Annotated in this window: 14 protein-coding genes; 8 read left to right on the top strand and 6 right to left on the bottom strand. The window is 73.3% G+C overall.

What is annotated here, in order from left to right:
• Nucleotides 1–152 precede the first annotated feature (152 nt).
• Nucleotides 153–1547, top strand: a complete 1395-nt coding sequence (locus K2F47_RS01535; RefSeq protein WP_242900840.1) for an FAD-dependent oxidoreductase — start codon at nucleotides 153–155, stop codon at nucleotides 1545–1547.
• A gap of 67 nt (nucleotides 1548–1614) precedes the next feature.
• On the opposite strand, the gene K2F47_RS01530 is transcribed toward K2F47_RS01535, so the two are convergent.
• From K2F47_RS01530 to K2F47_RS01510, 5 genes are all read right to left on the bottom strand, one after another.
• Complete coding sequence (locus tag K2F47_RS01530) at nucleotides 1615–3183, bottom strand: MFS transporter (protein WP_242900839.1); 1569 nt, start codon at nucleotides 3181–3183, stop codon at nucleotides 1615–1617.
• 187 nt (nucleotides 3184–3370) lie between these two features.
• Nucleotides 3371–3940, bottom strand: coding sequence for an NUDIX hydrolase (locus tag K2F47_RS01525; protein WP_242900838.1), 570 nt, complete (start codon nucleotides 3938–3940; stop codon nucleotides 3371–3373).
• Complete coding sequence (locus tag K2F47_RS01520; RefSeq protein ID WP_242900837.1) at nucleotides 3937–5031, bottom strand: glucose-1-phosphate thymidylyltransferase; 1095 nt, start codon at nucleotides 5029–5031, stop codon at nucleotides 3937–3939. Before K2F47_RS01520 ends, K2F47_RS01525 begins: the two co-directional genes overlap by 4 nt.
• A 176-nt stretch (nucleotides 5032–5207) precedes the next feature.
• Nucleotides 5208–5777: a dihydrofolate reductase family protein gene (locus K2F47_RS01515; RefSeq protein ID WP_242900836.1), complete on the bottom strand. Its 570-nt coding sequence runs from the start codon at nucleotides 5775–5777 to the stop codon at nucleotides 5208–5210.
• 29 nt (nucleotides 5778–5806) lie between these two features.
• Nucleotides 5807–6829 (bottom strand): sigma-70 family RNA polymerase sigma factor, encoded by a 1023-nt coding sequence (locus K2F47_RS01510; RefSeq protein ID WP_242900835.1) that lies wholly within the window; start codon nucleotides 6827–6829, stop codon nucleotides 5807–5809.
• Nucleotides 6830–7013: 184 nt separating this feature from the next.
• Here K2F47_RS01510 and K2F47_RS01505 point away from each other — a divergent pair, with 184 nt between their 5' ends.
• From K2F47_RS01505 to K2F47_RS01495, 3 genes are all read left to right on the top strand, one after another.
• Nucleotides 7014–8393: an aminotransferase family protein gene (locus K2F47_RS01505; RefSeq protein ID WP_242900834.1), complete on the top strand. Its 1380-nt coding sequence runs from the start codon at nucleotides 7014–7016 to the stop codon at nucleotides 8391–8393.
• A gap of 96 nt (nucleotides 8394–8489) precedes the next feature.
• On the top strand, nucleotides 8490–9512 hold the full coding sequence (locus K2F47_RS01500; RefSeq protein ID WP_242900833.1) for an alcohol dehydrogenase catalytic domain-containing protein: 1023 nt from the start codon (nucleotides 8490–8492) through the stop codon (nucleotides 9510–9512).
• 22 nt (nucleotides 9513–9534) lie between these two features.
• A complete protein-coding gene (locus tag K2F47_RS01495) occupies nucleotides 9535–10755 on the top strand; it encodes a class I SAM-dependent methyltransferase (protein WP_242900832.1) in 1221 nt (406 codons plus the stop codon).
• A 69-nt stretch (nucleotides 10756–10824) separates the two neighbouring features.
• On the opposite strand, the gene K2F47_RS01490 is transcribed toward K2F47_RS01495, so the two are convergent.
• Nucleotides 10825–12090 (bottom strand): aminotransferase class V-fold PLP-dependent enzyme, encoded by a 1266-nt coding sequence (locus K2F47_RS01490; RefSeq protein WP_242900831.1) that lies wholly within the window; start codon nucleotides 12088–12090, stop codon nucleotides 10825–10827.
• Nucleotides 12091–12293: 203 nt separating this feature from the next.
• Here K2F47_RS01490 and K2F47_RS01485 point away from each other — a divergent pair, with 203 nt between their 5' ends.
• The 4 genes from K2F47_RS01485 (at nucleotide 12294) to K2F47_RS01470 (ending at nucleotide 20324) form a co-directional block, all read left to right on the top strand.
• The gene (locus K2F47_RS01485) at nucleotides 12294–13139 is read left to right on the top strand and encodes an alpha/beta fold hydrolase (RefSeq protein ID WP_308198351.1); all 846 of its coding nucleotides are present in this window, start codon (nucleotides 12294–12296) and stop codon (nucleotides 13137–13139) included.
• 111 nt (nucleotides 13140–13250) lie between these two features.
• Nucleotides 13251–13388, top strand: coding sequence for a hypothetical protein (locus K2F47_RS01480; protein WP_242900829.1), 138 nt, complete (start codon nucleotides 13251–13253; stop codon nucleotides 13386–13388).
• Between the two features lie 196 nt (nucleotides 13389–13584).
• A complete protein-coding gene (locus tag K2F47_RS01475) occupies nucleotides 13585–14568 on the top strand; it encodes a DUF1702 family protein (RefSeq protein WP_242900828.1) in 984 nt (327 codons plus the stop codon).
• Complete coding sequence (locus tag K2F47_RS01470) at nucleotides 14565–20324, top strand: type I polyketide synthase (protein ID WP_242900827.1); 5760 nt, start codon at nucleotides 14565–14567, stop codon at nucleotides 20322–20324. The genes K2F47_RS01475 and K2F47_RS01470 overlap by 4 nt, the downstream gene beginning before the upstream one ends.

The following is a 20324-nucleotide window of genomic DNA, read 5'->3' as shown; positions in this document are numbered from 1 at the left end:
GGCCGGATGTGACCCTTTCGGATGTGGCCGGACGAGACGGTCGCGTGCGCCGGCGGACGAATTCCGCCGGCCATGGGCGAACCGGCGGTGACACGCGGTCCGCCCCACCCGAACGGGCCCTGGTGGCCCCTTTCCCTGAAGGTGGGTGGCCGATGAGCGGGAATCTCGGTGAACGGGCGGTCGTCCTCGGCGGGAGCATCGCGGGCCTGCTGGCCGCCCGGGTGCTCGCCGAGTCCTACGGGCAGGTCCTGGTCGTGGACCGGGACGAGGTGCTCGGGGTGCGGGTGTCGCGGCGGGGATCGCCGCACACCGTCCACGCGCACGGCCTGCACGCGCGCGGGCATCTGATCATGGAGGAGCTCTTCCCCGGGTTCACCGACGAGCTGCGCGCCGACGGTGTGCCGACCGGCGACCTCGGCGAGATGCGCTGGTACTTCAACGCGCGGAAGCTGCGTCCGGCGCACACGGGGCTCGTGTCGGTGACGGCGCCGCGTCCGGTGCTGGAGAACCACGTGCGGGACCGCGTGGCGGCGCTGCCGAACGTCACGTTCCTCCAGCGGCACTACATCGAGGGCCTGGTGGCCGACGAGGCGCGGGACCGGATCGTCGGCGTGCGGGTGCGGCGGCGGGTCGAGGGCGCCGAGGAGGAGCTGCTCGACGCCGACCTGGTCGTGGACGCGACCGGGCGCGGCTCCCGTACCCCCGCGTGGTTCGCCGAGCTGGGCTACGACCGTCCGGCCGAGGACAAGGTCAAGATCGGTCTCGCGTACACGACGCGGCACTACCGCACGCAGCCGGAGTGGTTCGACGGGGTGCAGTCCATCAACCCGGTGGCCTCCCCCGCCCATCCGCGCGGCGCGTTCTTCGGGCAGGTCGGCCGGGACACGTGCATCCTGTCGCTGACCGGCATCCTCGGCGACCACCCGCCGACCGAGCACGAGGCGTTCCTGGACTTCGCCAGGACGCTGCCCGTCCCGGACGTCTACCAGGCGATCCGCGACGCCGAGCCGCTGGACGAGGCGGTGTCGTTCCGCTTCCCGGCCAGCGTGCGGCGGCGCTATGAGAAGCTGACCCGGCTGCCCGAGCGGCTGCTCGTGATGGGCGACGCGGTGTGCAGCTTCAACCCCGTCTACGGGCAGGGCATGAGCGTGGCGTCGCTGGAGGCGATGAAGCTGCGCGAGCACCTGCGCCGCGGGGTGCCGCCCGCGCCCGGCGCGTTCCTGGCCGACATCGCCAAGATCATCGATGTACCGTGGGAGATCTCGGCGGGCGGCGACCTGGACTTCCCCGACGTCGAGGGCGAGCGCACGCTCAAGGTCAGGATGGGCAACGCCTACATGGCGCGGCTCCAGTACGCGGCGACCAAGGACCCGAAGGTCACCGAGGGGTTCATGCGGGTGGCGGGGCTGATGGACCCGCCGCAGGCGCTGATGAAGCCCGCGATGATGGCCCGCGTCCTGCGGCACGCGATCCGGCGGCCGCCGGCGGGCCGGTCCTGGCTGGCGGGCCGCCCGGAGGTCGGGACGCGCGCCGGGCAGCCCGGCTGAGCCGAGGCGGATACGACGATGGGCCGGTCGATGACCGGCCCATCGTTTCGTCTGCTGGAGGTTCGGGTCAGGCGGTCGGCTGCTCGGCGGGCTCGGCCTTCGCGTCGGCGGCGGGCTCGGGGGAGCCGGTCGGCGGAAGGTCGCGCAGGCCGATGTAGGCGATGGCCGCCAGCGCGACGTACAGGACGACGGTGGACAGTGCGACGACGTGCAGGCTGCTGGTGAACGCCTTCTCCGCCGCGTCCAGCAGCGCCGGGCCCGTCGGGGTGCCCTTGGCGCCGTAGACCGCGTTCGCGATGCCGTTGTGCGCGGCGTCGGCGACCGGGCCGGGGGTTCCGGCGGGGATGTCCAGCTCGTGCCGGTAGACGCTCGTGCCGACGACGCCGAACACCGCGACGCCGAGCGCGGCGCCCAGCTCACCCGAGGTCGAGGACAGCGACCCGGCCGAGCCCGCCTTGTCGGGCGGCGCGGCCTGCATGACCAGGAAGCTGTTCATCATGCCGACCGGGGACGCGCCGATGTAGACGAGGACCAGCCCGGTCAGCAGCACGCCCATGCCGCCGTTCGTGCTGACCTGGGTGAGGACCAGCAGACCCACGATCGCCACCACCGATCCGGCGGCCAGCACCACGGCCGGGCGGATCTTCTGCGACATCCCGAGCGCCATGTTCCCGAACACGACCATCGCGATCGACGGGGCGATCAGCCACAGCGCGACGTGGACGGGCGTGATGCCGCGGACCATCTGCATGAACAGCGTCACGGTCAGGCCCGTCCCGCCGGTGATCATCGCGACCAGCAGGCCGAGCGCCAGGCCGGTGGTGAGCGACCGGATGCCGAACAGGTTCAGGTCCAGCAGCGGGTTCTCGATGCCGCGCTGCCGCCGCACGAAGATCGCGCCGAGCACGAGCCCGACGACGATCGCGACCACGGGCAGGACGGCCCAGCCGTCGCGGCTGAGCTCCTTGACCCCGTACACCACCGGCATGATCATCCCCAGCGACAGGACGACGCTGACCAGGTCGAGGGGGCGGGCGTGGGGGTTGCGCGACTCGGGGATCAGGAACGGGCCGGTGATCAGCAGCACCGCCATCACCGGGATCGCGATCAGGAACACCGACCCCCAGTAGAACGGGCCGAGCAGCAGGCCGCCGATGATCGGGCCGCCGATCAGTCCGAGCATGATCGAGGAGCCCCAGGCGCCCATCGCGACCGCCAGCTGCTTGGGGTCGCGGAACATGTCCGTGATGATCGCCAGCACCGACGGCATCAGCGTCGCCCCGGCCAGCCCGATCACCGCCCGCGCCGCGATCAGCGCCCCGGTCGACCCGGCCGTGGCGGCCAGGATCGAGGCGACGATGAACAGCGCGGCTCCCGACAGCAGCACCTTGCGCCGCCCGAGCCGGTCGCCCAGCGTGCCCATCGTGATCAGGAAGCTGGCGATCACGAACCCGTACACATCGGTGATCCACAGCTGCTGGATGTCACTGGACCCGAGGTCCTTGGCGATGTGCGGCAACGCCAGCAGCGTCACGTTGATGTCCACCGTCGCCAGCATCGTCGGCAGGCACAGCATCACCAGCCCGGCCCACTCGCGCCGCCCCGCCCGCGGCACCGGCCCCGCTTCTGCGCTCATCCTCGTCCTCTCGTCGAACGACCGCGCCACCTCCACGGCTCGGTTATGTGACGACGGCGCGGATGGAAACTCACCGCGGCCGGTGCTAACGGTCGCGGGCGCCCTGCATCGGGCATCGCTGACGAGCCTCGCAGCGGCCGTCCGGCCCCCACATCTCCCCGAATGCGCAGCCGGACGGACGGCCGGGCTAGTGGGCGGACGACCGATCGAGCGGGTGGTCGAGCGGCTGGTCGGGCGCGGCCATCAGGTAGAGGAGCGCGGCCATGGTCGCCGCGCTGACGATCCGCCCGGCCGCGATGAGGCCGGGGACGTCGGCGAGCGGCACCCACTCGACCCGCTCCGCCTCCGACGGGTCGGACGGCCGCCCGGCGAACGTCGCGCCGTCCGCGCGGAAGACCTCCTGCACGGCGTCGGCCATGCCGTTGATCGGCTGCACGCACAGCAGCGGCCGCAGCGGCGCGGCCCGCCAGCCGGTCTCCTCGCGGAACTCGCGCGCGGCGGCGTCGACGGGGCGTTCGCCGTGCTCGACGCGGCCGCCAGGGATCTCCCAGCCCCACGAGTCGGTGATGAACCGGTGCCGCCACAGCAGCAGGACGCGGCGCCCGGGCCCGAGCGCGGCGACCCCCGCGTACGGCGGGACCTTGATGATCCGGTGGCTGAGCCGGTTCCCGTCGGGCAACTCGACGTCGGCGAGCCGGATGTCGAGCCAGTCGTCGCGGTACAGCTCAGCCTCCGAGGCGACCCGCCAGCGCGTCACCCGGCGCCGTCCGGACGGGCCGCGACCTCGACTCCGGCGTGGTCGCCGACGACGAGCCGGTGCGCGGTGCGCGCCCCGGCGCGGCCCCCGGCGGGCCCGACCGTCGCGGACCGGCCGATCACCGAGCGGGCGAACGGGCCGGCGAAGCAGACCGACGCCCCGTCCAGCACGATCGAGTCGGCCAGCGACGTCGAGCGCAGCAGGCAGCCGCGCCCCACGGCGGTGCCGGGGCCGATCTCGCTGTCCTCGACCAGCGTGCCCGCGCCGATGACGGCCGGACCGGTGACGCGGGACCGCACCACCCGCGCGCCCTCCTCGACGACGACCGGGCCGCGCAGCGCGGCGCCGCCCTCGACCGTCCCGGCGACGCGGTGGCGGACGTCCTCCAGCAGGCGGCGGTTGCAGTCCAGGACGTGCTCGATCTCGCCGACGTCCCGCCAGTAGCCGGTGTACTCGCGCGCCCGCACCTTCGCGCCGTCCGTCACGAGACGCTGGATCGCGTCGGTGATCTCCAGCTCGCCCCGGGCGCTCGGCTCGATCGCGTCGACGGCCGCGTGGACGGCGGCGGTGAAGAAGTACACCCCGACGACCGCGAGGTCGCTGCGCGGCTGCTCGGGCTTCTCCACCAGCCGCAGCACCGCGCCGTCCGCGTCCACCTCGGCGACGCCGTAGGCGCGGGGGTCGGCGACCTTGTGCACGACGAGTTGCGCCGCCGGACGCGTCCTGCGGAATTCCTCGGCCATTTCGGCGACGCCCTCGCGCAGGACGTTGTCCCCGAGATACATCACGAAATCGTCGTCGCCGAGAAAGCGCCTGGCCCGCCGGAGGGCGTCGGCCAGGCCGAGCGGCAGGTCCTGCCGCAGATAGGTGAGGTGCACCCCGAAGCGGGACCCGTCGCCGAGCGCCTGCTGGATCTGCGTCGCCCAGGAGCCCACGACGATCGCGATGTCGGTGACGCCGAGGCCCCGGATATCGTCGATCACATACTCCAGCACCGGCCGGTTGGCCACGGGAATGAGCTGCTTGGGCATGGAATGGCTGATGGGCCGGAGCCGGGCGCCGGACCCACCCGACAGCACCAGAGCCTTCACGGCGGGACCCTTTCAGTAGTGGACGCGCGATAGCGGACGCGCGGCATTGAGAGCACGCTTGAAATCCATCGTCGATCTCGCGTGCCGCGTCCTACTACTCCGGAATTGCCGTGCGGTTATTCAAAAAGGCGCCGCCGCCCCGGGGAGGGGCGGCGGCGCCCGATGGACTCCCGCGCTCAGCCCGGCGGCGACTCGTCCGGACGGTAGGTGAGGGCGACGGAGCCGTTGCCGAACGTCCTGGACGCGACGCACCGCAGCGGGAGGCGCCTGGTGAACAGGGGCACTCCGGCGCCGAGCACCACCGGGTAGACCATGAACCGGTAGAGGTCGACGAGCCCCAGCTCGACGACGTGGCGGGCGAAGCCCACCCCGCCCGGCACGAGGATGTCCCGGCCGGGACGCTTGCGGAGCAGCTCGATCTCGGTGGCGACGTCATGCTCCGCGATCCGCGCGTTGCCCCAGTTCACCTCCGTCAGCGTGGAGGTGAAGACGACCTTCTCGGCGTCGTTCAGCAGCGGGGCCTGCGGGTCGGCGACGGTCGGCCAGTACGCCGCCTGCTCCAGGTAGTTCACGCGGCCGATGAGCTGGGCGTCGCACTCCCCCACATACTCCATGATCCACTGCTCGACCTCGGCGTCCAGGTAGGGGAAGAGCCAGTCGACGGCGCCGTCCTCGGCCGAGACGAACCCGTCGACCGAGGTCGCCATCGCCAGCACGACCCGCCGCGCCGGCCCTGCTCCGCTCACGGATTCTGCTCCGGTCACCGATTCTCCGGTCACGGGCCCTCCTCCAGCGTCAGCGGCAGTCCGAAGCGGGGGAACAGCCGCCCCTCGAACGCGGTGATCTCCATGATCGTGCCCTCCTCGACCCGCAGCACGTCCAGCACCTGCGCCTGGAACACCTCGCCGCCCGGCGGCCTGATGTAGTGCGCGACCGCCGGCTGGAGGTTCGCGCGGGTCGGCACGCTGCGCCACTGCCCGGCGTAGGTGGGCGAGTCCGGGTCGAGGTAGGCGCTGACCCCCAGGTAGAAGTCGTGGCGGCCGGAGTAGAACAGCGGCTGCGGCGGCATGGAGACCCGGATGTCCTCGGCCATCAGGTCGGCCATCGCCTGCGCGACCGTGCTCATGTCGCCGCGTTCCATCACGGCCATGTACCGCTGGACGAGGCGCCGCTCGGCGGCGTTCGGGTCCTCCCCGGCCCGCCACTCCGCGCGGCGCGGGGGCAGCCGCTCCTTCAGCGTCGCCCGCGCCCGCTGGAGCGCGCTGTTGACCGAGATCACGCTGGTGCCGAGGATGCCGGAGGTGTCCCTGGCCGGGTACCCCAGCACGTCGCGCAGCAGCAGCACGGCGCGCTGCTTGGGCGACAGGTGCTGCATGGCGGCGATGAAGGCCAGTTCGATGGTCTCCTTGGCGACCACCACCGAGTCGGGCTCGGCGGCGCCCGGCATCAGCGGTTCGAGGAGGCTGTCGGGGAACGGTTGGAGCCACGGGATCTCGTCTCCGGCCTTCGCGGCGTTCGGCGGCGCGGTGCGGCGCGGCTGGGGATGCCGCGGATGGGCGGAGAGGAAGTCCAGGCAGGCGTTGGTGGCGATGCGGTACAGCCAGGCGCGGAAGGTGGAGCGGCCCTGGAAGGTGTCGCGCTTCTTCCAGGCGCGCAGGAAGGTCTCCTGCACCAGGTCCTCGGCGTCCTCTATGGAACCCAGCATCCGGTAGCAGTGCACCTGCAACTCGTGCCGGTGCTTCTCGGCCAGTGCCGTGAACGCGGCTTCGTCGACGACGGGGGACTCGTCTTCTCGCATAGCTCAGATTGTCACCACACAGTCGCACGGATGGCGAGGTCTCGACAGGTCACGACATGCCAGATTTTTGCCAGCGGGCGCCGGTGGACGCCACCAGCCGGACCGGGCACCGCACCCTGGAAGATGTCCCAGGCCACGCGCCGCTGCGATCGTTCGGGGAAACCCACCGAGACTAGGAGCGAAGGTGACGATCTCCTCGACCCGTTCGGCGCGCTCGGCGGCCATCCTCGAAGACCTCGACCGGCGTCACGTCCTGCACTCGCACGAGCGCGGGCCCCGCCGGGAGCGGCGCGTCATGGTCCGCGGCGAGGGCAGCACGGTATGGGACGCGTCGGGCCGCGAGTTCCTGGATGCCCTCGGGGGCGGCATCTGGGTCGCCCAGGTCGGCCACGGCCGCCAGGAGCTGGCCGACGCGGCGGCCCGGCAGATCTCCGAGCTGGCGCACTTCACCAGCTTCTTCGAGTACGGCAGCGACAAGGCCGCGCTGCTCGCCGAGCGCCTCGCCGCGCTCGCGCCGGGCGACATCAACCGCGTGTACTTCACCTGCGGCGGGTCGGAGGGCGTCGACACGGCGCTGAAGCTGGCCCGGCTCTACCACCACCACCGGGGCGAGACCGACCGCAACTGGATCCTCGCCCGGCACTACGGCTACCACGGCGCGACCTACGGCAGCGGCACCGCCACCGGCATCCCGGACATGCAGGTCGCGGTCGGCCCGAACCTGCCGCACGTCGAGAAGCTGATGCCGCCCTACCCGTACCGGGCGGAGTTCTACGGCGGCCAGGACACCACCGACTTCCTGCTGAACGAGCTGTCGGAGACGATCGAGCGGCTCGGCGCGCGCAACATCGCCGCGATGGTCGGCGAGCCGGTGCTGGGCGGCGGCGGCGTCATCGCCCCGCCCTCCGACTACTGGCCGCGGGTGCGGGAGCTGCTGCGCTCGCACGGCATCCTGTTGATCGCCGACGAGGTCATCACCGGCTACGGCCGGATCGGGACCTGGTTCGACTCGGCGCCGCGCGGCATGGACCCCGACATCATCACGACCGCGAAGGGGCTGACCAGCGGGTACGTCCCGATGGGCGCGGTGCTGATGCGGGATGAGATCGCCGAGGCCGTCGCCGGCGGGGACCGCAACTTCTTCCACGGCTACACCTACTCGGGGCACCCGGTCAGCGCGGCCGTGGCGCTGGCCAACCTGGAGGTCATCGAGAAGGAGGGGCTGCTCGGGCGGTCCCTGGAGATCGGCGAGTGGCTGCGCGGCGGGCTCGTCACGGCCGCCGGGCTGCCGTCGGTCGGCGACGTCCGGGTCGAGGGCGCGATGGCCGGTATCGAGCTGGTGGTGAACAAGGAGACCCGCGAGCCGCTCTCGATGGATCTGGCGCTGGAGGTCGCGGACGACGTCTACGAGACGCACGGCGTGATCACCCGCAACTACGGGCAGACGCTGGTGCTGTCGCCGCCGCTGGTGTTCACGCGGGCCGAGGCCGACCGGACGACCGCCGCGATCACCGAGGTCCTCGGCCGGCTCGACGTCGAGGCCGGACGCCTCAACCCCCGCTGACCGCCCCACCCCCGTGACGGTGGAGCCGCGCCCGTGACGGCGGGCCGGCTCCCCGTCCGTCGTTCTGTCCGCCCACTCCTACCTAGGTGGTCGAATATGAAGGCAGCCGTCATTCCCGAAGTCAACGCCGCGTGGCGGATCGAGGACGTGCCCACGCCGGAGCCGGGGCCCGGCGAGGTGCTGGTCAGGGTGCACGCCTCGGGCATCTGCTTCAACGACGTGCTCGCGACGCGCGGCATCATCCCGTTCCCGCCGTTCTCGCCCGCGATCGCGGGGCACGAGGCGGTCGGCGAGGTCGTCCAGGCCGGGGCCGGGGTCGTCTCGCACGACGCGGGCGACCGCGTGGGCGTCCCCTGGATCCAGGGGACGTGCGGGCGCTGCGACTACTGCGTCCAGAACCGGCCGCTGTCGGGGCACGCGGCGTTCGCGTGCCCGGCGCCCCGGATGACGGGGATCACCGTCCCCGGCGGGCACGCCGAGTACGTGGTGGCGCCCGCCGCGAGCGCGGTCATGCTGCCGGACGGGCTGGACTACGAGCTGGCCGCGCCGGTGCTGTGCGCGGGGTACACGGCGTGGGGCGCGCTGAGCAAGGCCGCGCCGAAGCCGTACGAGCGGGTCGCGGTGCTCGGCATCGGCGGGCTCGGCCACCTGGCGCTCCAGTTCGCCGCCGCGGCCGGGCACGAGACGATCGCGGTGACGCGGTCGCCCGACAAGCACGCGGCCGTCCGGGAGCTCGGCGCCGACCTGATCGTCGCGGACGGCGAGCAGCTGGAGGCGGCGGGCGGCGCCGACGTGATCGTGGTGACCGCGCCGTCGTCGGCCGCCGCGTCCGAGGCGATGCGGGGGCTGCGGCCGGGCGGGCGGATCGTGATGGCGGGCATCGACGGGCTCGCGCCCTTCAGCATCGCCCCCGACATGGCCCGGCCGTTCTTCGCGCTCGACCAGCAGGTGCTCGGCGCCACCCACGAGGGGCCGGGCGTCCTGCGGGAGGCGCTGTCGATCGTCGCGTCGGGCAAGGTCACGCCGCGCGTCGAGGTCTACGACAACGCGCGCGTCGCGGACGCGTTCGACCGTGTCGCCAAGGGCGAGGTGCGGTTCCGCGCCGTCGTCACCTACTGACCCCGCGCTGGAGGCCCGGATCATGAACGGCGAATGCAGAGTGTGCGGCGGCGTGGTCGAGGAGTTCATCGATCTCGGACGGCAGCCGTCCGCCAACGCCTTCCCGCTGCCCGAGCAGGTCGACGGCGAGTTCCTGTTCCGGCTCGCGGCGGGCGCGTGCGGGCGGTGCTCGATGGTGCAGTTGCTGGAGGAGGTGCCGCAGACCGTCCGGTACCACGAGGGGTACCGGTACCGGGCGTCCGGATCGAAGGGGCACCGGCGGCACTTCGAGGACGACGCGCGCCGCTTCCTGCGCGACGAGCTGACCGGACCCGGCGCGTTCATCGTCGAGATCGGCTGCAACGACGGCGTGATGCTCTCGACCGTGGCGGACGCGGGCGTCCGGCACCTCGGCGTCGAGCCGTCGACGAACGTCGCGGACGAGGCGCGCGCGAAGGGCGTCAGCGTCCTGAACGCGTTCTTCGACGAGGAGACGGCGGCGGCGGTCCGCGCCGAGCACGGCCCCGCCCAGGTCGTGTTCGGCGCCAACACGATCTGCCACATCGCGCACATCGGCTCGGTGTTCCGGGGCGTCGGCGCGCTGCTGGCGCCGGGCGGGATCTTCGTGTTCGAGGAGCCCTACCTCTCGACCGTGCTGGAGCAGGGCGCGTTCGACCAGATCTACGACGAGCACGTCTTCTACTTCAGCGTGACCTCGGTCGCGGCGATGGCGGAGCGGTTCGGGTTCGAGCTGGTCGAGGCCGAGCCGATCCCGCTGCACGGCGGGGAGATCCGGTACACGGTGGCGCGGGCCGGCGAGCGGCGGGTCGGCGCGTCCGTGCGGCGGTTCCTCGCCGAGGAGCGCGAGCGCGGGCTGTCCTCGCCGGACACGCTGCGGCGGTTCGGCGACAACGTCCGGCAGGTGCGCGACGACCTGCTGGCGCTGCTGCGGGACCTGCGCGCGGACGGCAAGCGGGTCGTCGGGTACGGCGCGCCCGGCAAGGCCACGACGATCACGAACTTCTGCGGGATCGGCACCGACCTCGTCCCGTTCGTGTGCGACTCGACGCCGGACAAGCAGGGCCGGCTCGTGCCCGGCTCGCATCTGCCGGTGCGGCCGCCGGACGCGTTCAGCGACCCCTACCCCGACTACGCGCTGCTGTTCGCCTGGAACCACGCCGAGGAGATCATGGCGAAGGAGCAGGGGTTCCGGCACGCGGGCGGACGCTGGATCCGGTACGTCCCGACGGTCACCGTCGATTGAGCACGAGCGACTAGGCGAGAAGAGAAAAGGACGGGTACCCGGGGCCGAGAGAACCGGGTACCCGTCGGCTCATCTGGTGCCGCGCGCCTTGTCCACGGCGGCGGCGAGCGCGTCCACCTCGGCGGTGGTCGTGTAGAGGTGGAACGAGGCACGGGCCATCGAGGGCACGCCGTAGCGGGAGCAGGCGGGGGCGCAGCAGTGCCGGCCCACCCGCACCTGGACGCCCTCGCCGTCCAGCACCTCGCCGACGTCGTCGGGCTTCACGCCGTCGAGCGCGAACGCCACGAGCGCGCCGCGCAGCGCGGGGTCGGACGGGCCGAACACGCGCACGCCGGGGATCGCCGACAGCGCCTCCAGCGCGTAGGCGGTGAGGGCCCGGCCGTGCGCGCGGACGGTGTCCATGCCGACGGCGGACAGGTAGTCCACGGCGGTGCCGAGGCCCACGGCCTGCACGATCGGCGGCGTCCCGGCCTCGAAGCGCGCGGGCGGCGGCGCGTAGGTCGCCCCGGTCATCGCCACCACGTCGATCATCGAGCCGCCGCCGAGGAACGGCGGCATCGCCTCCAGCAGCTCCCGCCGCGCCCACAGCGCCCCGATCCCGGTCGGTCCGCACATCTTGTGGCCGGTGAACGCGAGGAAGTCGACGCCGAGCGCCGCCGCGTCCACCGGCATGTGCGGGACGGACTGCGACGCGTCCAGCATCACCAGCGCGCCGACCTCGCGGGCCCGCGCCAGGATCGGCTCGACCGGGTTGACCGTGCCGAGGATGTTCGACACGTGGACGAACGACACCAGTCTGGTGCGCTCGTTGAGGTACCGGTCGAGGTCGCCCAGGTCGAGGAGGCCGTCCTCGGTGAGCGGCAGCCAGCGCAGCTCCGCGCCCGTCCGCTCGCAGAGCAGCTGCCACGGGATCAGGTTGGAGTGGTGCTCCATCTCCGTGACCAGGATCTCGTCGCCCGGCCCGAGCCGGAAGCGCGGGTCGTCGTATCCCGCGACGGGACGGGTCGCGAACGCGTGCGCGACCAGGTTGATCGCCTCGGTGGAGTTCTTGGTGAACACCACCTCGCCCGGCGCGGCGGCGCCGACGAACGCGGCCACCTTCGCGCGGGCGCCCTCGTAGGCACCGGTCGCCTCCAGGGCGAGCGTGTGCACCGACCGGCCCACGTTCGAGGTGTGCCGCTCGTGGTGCCGCCGCATCGCCTCCAGGACGGGCACGGGTGTCTGTGAGGTGTTCGCCGAGTCCAGGTAGACGAGGCGGCGCCCGTTGACGCGCCGCCGCAGGATCGGGAAGTCGGCGCGCAGCCGCTCCACGTCGAAACCGGTCGCTCGTGCCACGAAATCCTCGCAATGAAAGAGAGGGGCCACGGTGTGGCGCCCGTGATCGAACGTTTCCATGGCGCCGGACGCGCGGCATCTCCGCGAATGCCCTGCTCGAAAACACGCCAGAAAACCGGCCCGACGCGGCACTTCCGAAGATGCCGGAACGGCACCGCCCGCCTTTACCCTGCGACTGAATCCCTCAGGAAGGGCGGGCTTACGTGCGCACGCACACTCCTACCAGCGGCACGCTGGGCGTCGACGGCGCCCATCTTTACTACGAAGTCAGGGGCACCGGGCCGGCCCTTTTGGTGATCTCGACGGGGAACGGCGACGCGGCCCCGTTCGGGCCCATGGCCGACCTTCTCGCCGAGCGCTGCACGGTCATCACCTACGACCGGCGCGGCTTCTCCCGCAGCCCGCAGCACGAGATCGTGCCCGACGACCGGCGGGTCGAGGTGGACGCCGAGGACGCCCGCGCCCTCATCGACCACCTCGTCGGCGGGCCCGCGCACGTGCTCGGCACCTGCTCGGGCGCCATCGCCGGGCTCGTGCTGCTCGCGCGGTACCCCGACCGGGTGCGGACGCTCGTCTCGCACGAGCCGCCGCTGACCAGCCTCCTCCCCGACGCGGACGAGCTGGCCGACTTCTACGACGAGCTATACGACATCTACCGGAAGCAGGGTGTCGACGAGGCGAAGGGCCTCTTCAAGGACCGGATGGGGCTCGGCGACACCCGCCCGCCGAAGGGCTCGGAACTGCCGCCCGACAAGCTCAGGGAGATGCTGGACCGGCTCAAGGTCAACCAGATCTTCTGGTTCGAGCACGAGCTGCGCACCTACCCCAACTACACGCTGGACGTGGAGGCGCTGCGCCCGGTGGCGGACCGCCTCGTCCTGGCCGGGGGCACCGCCTCCCGCGAGGACGTCAACTACCGTCCCAACGTCGAGCTGGCCGAGCGGCTCGGCCTCGAGGTCGTGGACTTCCCCGGCGGCCACCTCGGCTACGTGACGCAGCCGCACGCGTTCGCCGCCCAGCTCGCCACCGCCGTGCTCGGCGACGAATAGATAACACCCTTCTCCTTATCTGCCCCGCACATTGAGAGTGGCCTGTATCGGCGCTCCGCTGATTAGGCTCGTCGCAGATTGTCACTAAAGTGCGAGAAGGGACCGATCGCCATGAGCGCTGCGCTCTCCGACGCCTCGTCCACCACGAAGACCACCAAGCGGCGCCGCCGCGCGGTGCTGACCCTGCTCGTGCTCGGTGGTCTGATGGCGGCCTTCCAGGCGCGCCGGCGGCAGGCGCGCGGGCACTGACCCGGTGCGTTTCCGGCGGCCGGTGGCGAACGTTCGCCACCGGCCGCCGGCGCCTTTCTCCGAACGTCCCGCGCGGGCCGCGGAAATGACCGGGCACCCCCGGTAGCACGCTGGAAGTTGGCGCCGCCCCCGCCCGCCGGAAACGATGACCCTTAATTGCGCTCACGCACCACACTCGGTGGACCGGGAGGACAAATTGGCGGGTAACCTGCGTTCGCTCAGACGTCGCGTTCTCACCCCGAACGTCTCGGCGACCAAGCTGCGCACCCGCGGATTCCATGAGAAAGACGCGGAGTCCCGGGATCTGCTGGAGAACGTCGGGGCGACCTTCCTCACGGGATACGGCCACGCGGTCGAGGCGCGCACCGTCGCCGAGGCCGAGGAGCGCCTGGAGGAGATACCGGTACGGTTCCGCGGGTTCGCCTACGAGGGCGCCGCGATGGGCCTGACCGTCCTGGACGCGCTGCCCGGCGGCGGCAGCCGGCGGCTCGCGGCGCTCCTCGCGGGACGCGGCAACGCCCACATCTACATGGCCTACATCGGCGCCGGCTGGGCGATGGCCCGCGTGCCCCGGTTCCGCTGGTCGAAGATCTCGCTGCCGGACCCGCTGCTGCGCTGGCTGGCGCTCGACGGGTACGGCTTCCACCAGGCGTACTTCAAGACGGACCGGTACGTCCACCAGCACCACGAGGAGCCGCGGTTCCCCTGGCCCGCCGACGACCCGCACCGGTACGCCCGGCACGCGATCGACCAGGGCATCGGGCGCGCGCTGTGGTTCGTGGGCGGCACCGACGTCCGGGTCGTGTGCGACCTGATCGACGGGTTCGCCGACTCGCGCCAGGCCGACCTGTGGGCGGGCGCGGGCCTCGCGGCGACCTACGCGGGCGGCTCGGACGAGCAGGACCTGCGCGAGTTCGCGCGGCGCGCCGGGCCCTACCGCGTCAACGCCGCCCAAGGGTCGGCGTTCGCGGCGAAGGCGCGGCTGCTCGCCGGCCTCTCGGTGGCGCACACCGCCGTCGGTACCGGGGTGCTGTGCGGGGTGTCGCCGGAAGAGGCCGCCCAGATCTGCGACGACACGAGGAAGGCCGCGGCCGACGCGGGCGACGGCGAGATGCCCGCCTTCGAGCGGTGGCGCCGCGACATCGCGCTCGGCCTGGTGGCGCGTGGGGGTGTGAGATGACCGAGAAGAGCACGAGGATCGCGGTCGTCGGGATGGCGTGCCGCTATCCCGACGCCGCCTCGCCGGAGGAGCTGTGGGAGAACGCCGTCGCCGGGCGGCGGGCGTTCCGCCGGCTGCCGGACGAGCGCATGCGGCTGGAGGACTACTGGGACGCCGACCCCGCCGCCCCCGACCGGTTCTACGCCCGGATGGCCGCGGTCATCGAGGGCTATGAGTTCGACCGGATCGGCTACAAGATCGCCGGAAGCACGTACCGGTCGACGGACCTGACGCACTGGCTCGCGCTCGACACCGCGACCCGCGCGCTCGCCGACGCCGGGTTCCCCGAGGGCGAGGGGCTGCCGCGCGAGCGCACCGGCGTCGTCGTCGGCAACACGCTGACCGGCGAGTTCACCCGGGCGAACACGATGCGGCTGCGCTGGCCCTACGTCCGGCGGACGCTCGCGGACGCGCTCTCGGGCCAGGGCTGGCCGGACGAGCGGATCGCCGAGTTCCTGCGCGGGGTCGAGGAGAGCTACAAGGCGCCGTTCCCCGCGATCGACGAGGACACGCTCGCGGGCGGGCTGTCGAACACGATCGCCGGGCGGGTCTGCAACTTCTTCGACTTCAAGGGCGGCGGGTACACGGTCGACGGCGCGTGCTCGTCGTCGCTGCTGTCGGTGACGACGGCGTGCCGCGCGCTGGTCGACGGCGAGCTGGACGTCGCGGTCGCGGGCGGCGTGGACCTGTCGATCGACCCGTTCGAGATCATCGGGTTCGCCAAGACCGGCGCGCTCGCCCGCGGCGAGATGCGCGTCTACGACCAGGGGTCCAACGGGTTCTGGCCCGGCGAGGGCTGCGGCATGGTCGTGCTGATGCGCGAGGAGGACGCGGCCGCGCTGGGCCGCCGCCCCTACGCGCGGGTCGCCGGCTGGGGCATCTCCTCCGACGGGAAGGGCGGCATCACCCGTCCCGAGGTCGGCGGCTACCGGCTGGCGCTGGAGCGCGCCTACGAGCGCGCCGGGTTCGGGATCGAGACCGTCCCGCTGTTCGAGGGGCACGGCACCGGCACGGCGGTCGGCGACGCGACCGAGCTGACCGCGCTGGCGCAGGCGCGGACCGCGGCCGACCCGGCGGCGCCGACCGCCGTGATCGGCACGGTCAAGGGCATGATCGGGCACACCAAGGCGGCGGCGGGCGTGGCCGGGCTGATCAAGGCGGTGATGGCGCTGCACCACCAGGTGCTGCCGCCCACCGTCGGCTGCTTCGACCCCCACCCGGTGCTCGCCGAGGAGGGCTCGGCGCTGCGGGCGCTGCGCAAGGCGGAGTCCTGGCCCGAGGACGCGGCGGTCCGCGCCGGCGTGACCGCGATGGGCTTCGGCGGCATCAACACCCACATCGTCCTGGAGGGCACCGGCCCCCGGACCCCGGCGTTCCCCGCCGCCGAGCCGCTCGCCTCGTCCGTGCAGGACGCGGAGCTGATCCTGCTGGACGCGGCGTCCTGGCCGAAGCTCCGCGACCGCCTCACCGAACTCGCCGACTGGGTGCCCGCGCTGTCGTACGCGCAGCTCGCCGACGTCGCGGCCACCGCGCAGCGCTCCTTGCAGGGCCTGCCCTATCGGGCCGCCGTCGTGGTGTCGTCGCCGGACGAGGCCGAGCGGCGGCTGCGGCAGCTCGCCGAGGCCGTGGACGCGGGGACGACCAGCGTCCTCACGCCCGACGGGCGCGCGTTCCTCGGCCACGCGGCCAAGGCGCCGCGGATCGGCTACCTGTTCCCCGGCCAGGGCTCGGGGCGCGGCACCAGCGGCGGCGCGCTGCGGCGGCGCTTCCCCGAGGTCGCGCAGGTCTACGACCGGGCCGCGCTGCCCGGCAGCGGCGACATGACGGCGACGGCGCTCGCGCAGCCCCGCATCGTCACCGGCTCGATGGCGGGACTGCGGGCGATGGCGCTGCTCGGGCTGGAGGCGGGCGTCGCCGTCGGCCACAGCCTCGGCGAGATCTCCGCGCTGCACTGGGCCGAGGTCATGGACGAGGCGACGCTGCTGAAGGTGGCGGCGACGCGCGGGCAGACGATGACCGAGCACAGCGCGTCGGGGACGATGGCGGGGATCGCCGCGTCGCCCGAGATCGTCGCGGGCCTGCTCGACCGCTCCGGGGTGGTCATCGCGGGGTTCAACGGCCCCTCGCAGACGGTGGTCGCGGGCCCGGTGGCCGCTATCGAGGCGGTGCGGGAGCGCGCCGCCGCGGCCGGGATCGGCTCGACGGCACTGGCGGTGTCGCACGCGTTCCACTCGCCGCTGGTTGCTCCGGCCGCCGATGCGTTCGTCGGAAAGCTCACGAGCGAACGTTTCAGCGGCGTCGCGCGCAGGGTCGTGTCGACCGTGACCGGGGAGGCGCTGCCGCCCGGCACCGACGTGAACGACCTGCTGCGGGAGCAGATCACCCGCCCGGTGCTGTTCGCGCAGGCGCTCCAGCTCGCCGCGAAGGAGACCGACCTGTTCATCGAGGTCGGCCCCGGCCGGGTGCTGAGCGGCCTGACCCAGGACATCGCCGACGTCCCCGCCGTCGCGCTGGACACCGACGACGAGTCGCTGACCGGGCTGCTGCGGGTCGCGGCGGTCGCGTTCGTCGCGGGCGCGCCCGTGCGGCACGACGCGCTGTTCCGCGGCCGGTTCACCCGTCCGCTGGAGATCGGCGCCGAGTTCTCGTTCTTCGCCAGCCCGTGCGAGCAGGCCCCGGAGTCGGCGATCGGCGCCGAGGTCAGGATCGAGGCCCCGGCCGCGCCCGAGACCGCGGTCGGCGACGCCTCCAGCGTGGAACTGCTGCGCAGGCTCGCGGCCGAGCGCGCCGAGCTGCCGCTGGAGATGGTCCACGAGGACAGCAAGCTCCTCGACAGCCTGCACCTCAGCTCGATCTCCGTCGGGCAGGTGCTCAACCAGGCGGCGCAGGCGCTCGGCCTCTCGGTCGCGCAGGCGCCGACCAACTTCGCCAACGCCACGATCCGCGAGCTCGCCGAGGTGCTGGACGCGCTCGCCGACGGGCGCGGCGGGCAGCAGGCCGAACCGGTGGTGGAGGGCGCCGCGTCCTGGGCGCGGGCCTACTCCGTCGACCTCGACGAGGTGCCGGTGGCCGCCGCGCCCCGCGACGAGGAGAACGGCGGGTGGAGCCTGACCGGCACCGGCTCTCAGATCGCGCGGCAGGTCCGCGACGCGCTGGAGGGCGGCGGCGTCGGGTCCGGCACGCTGGTCTGCCTCGGGGCGGACTTCACGGAGGCGTCGCTCGGCCCGGTGCTGGACGCGGTCAAGGCGGCGGCGACCGCGCCCGCCGGCCGGCGGTTCGTGCTCGTCCAGCACGGCGACCGGGGCGCGGCGGGCATGGTCCGGACGCTGCGGCAGGAGGCGCCGCAGCTCAGGGTGACGATCGCGCACGTCCCCGACACGCCCGAGGCCGTCGGCCGGGTCCTGGACGAGGTCGCCGCGACCACCGCGTTCAGCGAGGCCCGCTACGACGCCGCCGGAACGCGGCGCGTGCCGACGCTTCGGGTCCTGCCGGTGGAGCCGGCGGCGACCCGGGAGCCGCTCGGGCCGGACGACGTGATCCTCGTGACCGGGGGCGGCAAGGGCATCACCGCCGAGTGCGCGCTGACGATGGCGCTCGACAGCGGCGCCCGGCTCGCCGTCCTCGGCCGCTCCGACCCCGAGCGCGACGACGAGCTGGCCGCCAACCTCCAGCGCATGGAGGAGCGGGGGGTCGCCGTCCGGTACGCGCGGGCCGACGTGACCGACGCGGAGCAGGTCCGCCGCGCGGTCGCGGAGACGACGGCCGCGCTCGGGCCGGTGACCGCCGTCCTACACGGCGCGGGCCGCAACGAGCCCGTGTCGCTGGCCGGGCTCGACACCGCCGAGATGGAGCGGACGTTCGCCCCCAAGATCGGCGGCCTGCGGACGGTGCTCGACGCGCTCGACACCGGCGGGCTGAAGCTGCTGGTCACGTTCGGCAGCATCATCGGCCGGGCGGGGCTGCGCGGCGAGGCCCACTACGCGACCGCCAACGAGTGGCTGGCGGCGTTCACCGAGGAGTTCGCCGACCGCCACCCGGACTGCCGCTGCCTGTGCATGGAGTGGTCGGTCTGGTCGGGCGTCGGGATGGGCGAACGGCTGTCGGTGGTGGAGGAGCTGGCCCGCGACGGGATCACCGCGATCCACCCGGACGAGGGCGTCCAGATCATGCGGCGGCTGCTCGCCGACCCCGCCGCGCCGGTCACCGTCGTGATCAGCGGCCGCACCGGGACGATCGACACCGTCCGCTACGACGAGCCCGAGCTGCCGCTGCTGCGGTTCGTGGACCGGCCGCTCGTCCGCTACCACGGGGTCGAACTGGTCGCCGAGACCACGCTGAGCGCGGGCACCGACCCCTACCTGGCCGACCACCTGCTCGACGGCAACCTGCTGCTGCCCGCCGTGCTCGGCATGGAGGCGATGGCGCAGGTCGCGGCGGCGGTCACCGGCCGGACGGAGGCGCCCATCGTCGAGGACGCCCGGTTCCCGCGCCCGATCGTCGTCCCGCCCGAGGGCAGCACGACGATCCGGGTCGCGGCGGTCGTCACCGGCGACGGAACGATCGAGGTCGTCATCCGCAGCGCCGAGACGGGGTTCGCCGCCGAGCACTTCCACGCCCGGCTGCGCTACGGCGCCGCCCCCGCGCCGGACGGCCCGCCCGAGCAGGTCGAGAGCGGCCTGCCCGCGGTGCCGCTCGACCCGGCCCGGAGCCTCTACGGCGACGTGCTGTTCCAGGGCGCGCGGTTCCACCGGCTGCGCCGCTACCACCACCTCGCCGCGCGGCGGGTCGACGCCGACCTCGCGGTCGCGGGCGAGGGCGGCTGGTTCGCCGCGTTCCTCCCCCAGCGGCTGCTGCTCGGCGACCCGGGCATGCGGGACGCGCTGATGCACGGCAACCAGGTCTGCGTCCCGCACGCCACGCTGCTGCCGACCGGCATCGACCGGATCTACCCGGCGGGCGAGGCGCTGCGCGGGCTGGAGCAGGTGCGCTACTGCGCCACCGAGCGCTCGCAGGACGGTGACAGCTACGTCTACGACGTCGCCGTCCGGGACGCGGACGGCCGGGTCGTCGAACGCTGGGAGGGGCTGCGGCTCCAGGCCGTCCGCAAGCACGACGGCCCGGGCCCGTGGGCGCCGTCCCTGCTCGGTCCGTTCCTCGAACGCACCGCGGAGGAGCTGCTCGGCGGCTCGGTCGCGGTCGCGGTCGAACCGCACGCGCGGCCCGCGGACGTCCGCGAACGCCGCGAGTGGACGGCGGTGACGCTGGGCCGCGCGCTCGGCCGTGCCGTCGCCCTCCGCCACCGGACGGACGGGCGTCCCGAGATCGACGGCGGGCACGCGGTGTCGTGCTCGCACGGCGCGGGCCTGACCATGGGCGTCGCCGCGGCCGGCCCGGTCGCCTGCGACCTGGAACCGGTCGTCGCGCGCTCCACCACCGACTGGGACGCGCTGCTCGGCCGGCACCGGGTGCTGTGCGACCTGATCGTGGCGGAGACCGGCGAGGACCCGCAGGTCGCGGCCACCCGCGTGTGGGTCGCGATGGAGTGCCTCGCCAAGAACGGGCTGCCCGCGACGGCCCCGCTGACGCTCGGCGCGGCGCGCCGTCCCGGCTGGGCCGTCCTCGCCTCGGGCGAGCTGCGGGTCGCGACGTTCGTCACAAGGCTGCACGGCGCGCCTGAGCCGGTGGCATTCGCACTTCTCGCCGAAGGGCGGTCCTGA

Origin of the sequence: Actinomadura terrae (assembly GCF_022751215.1) — a bacterium.
Lineage (GTDB): Bacteria > Actinomycetota > Actinomycetes > Streptosporangiales > Streptosporangiaceae > Spirillospora > Spirillospora terrae.
Note: the sequence above shows the minus strand (reverse complement) of the source record. Positions and strands in the feature narration are given on the sequence as shown.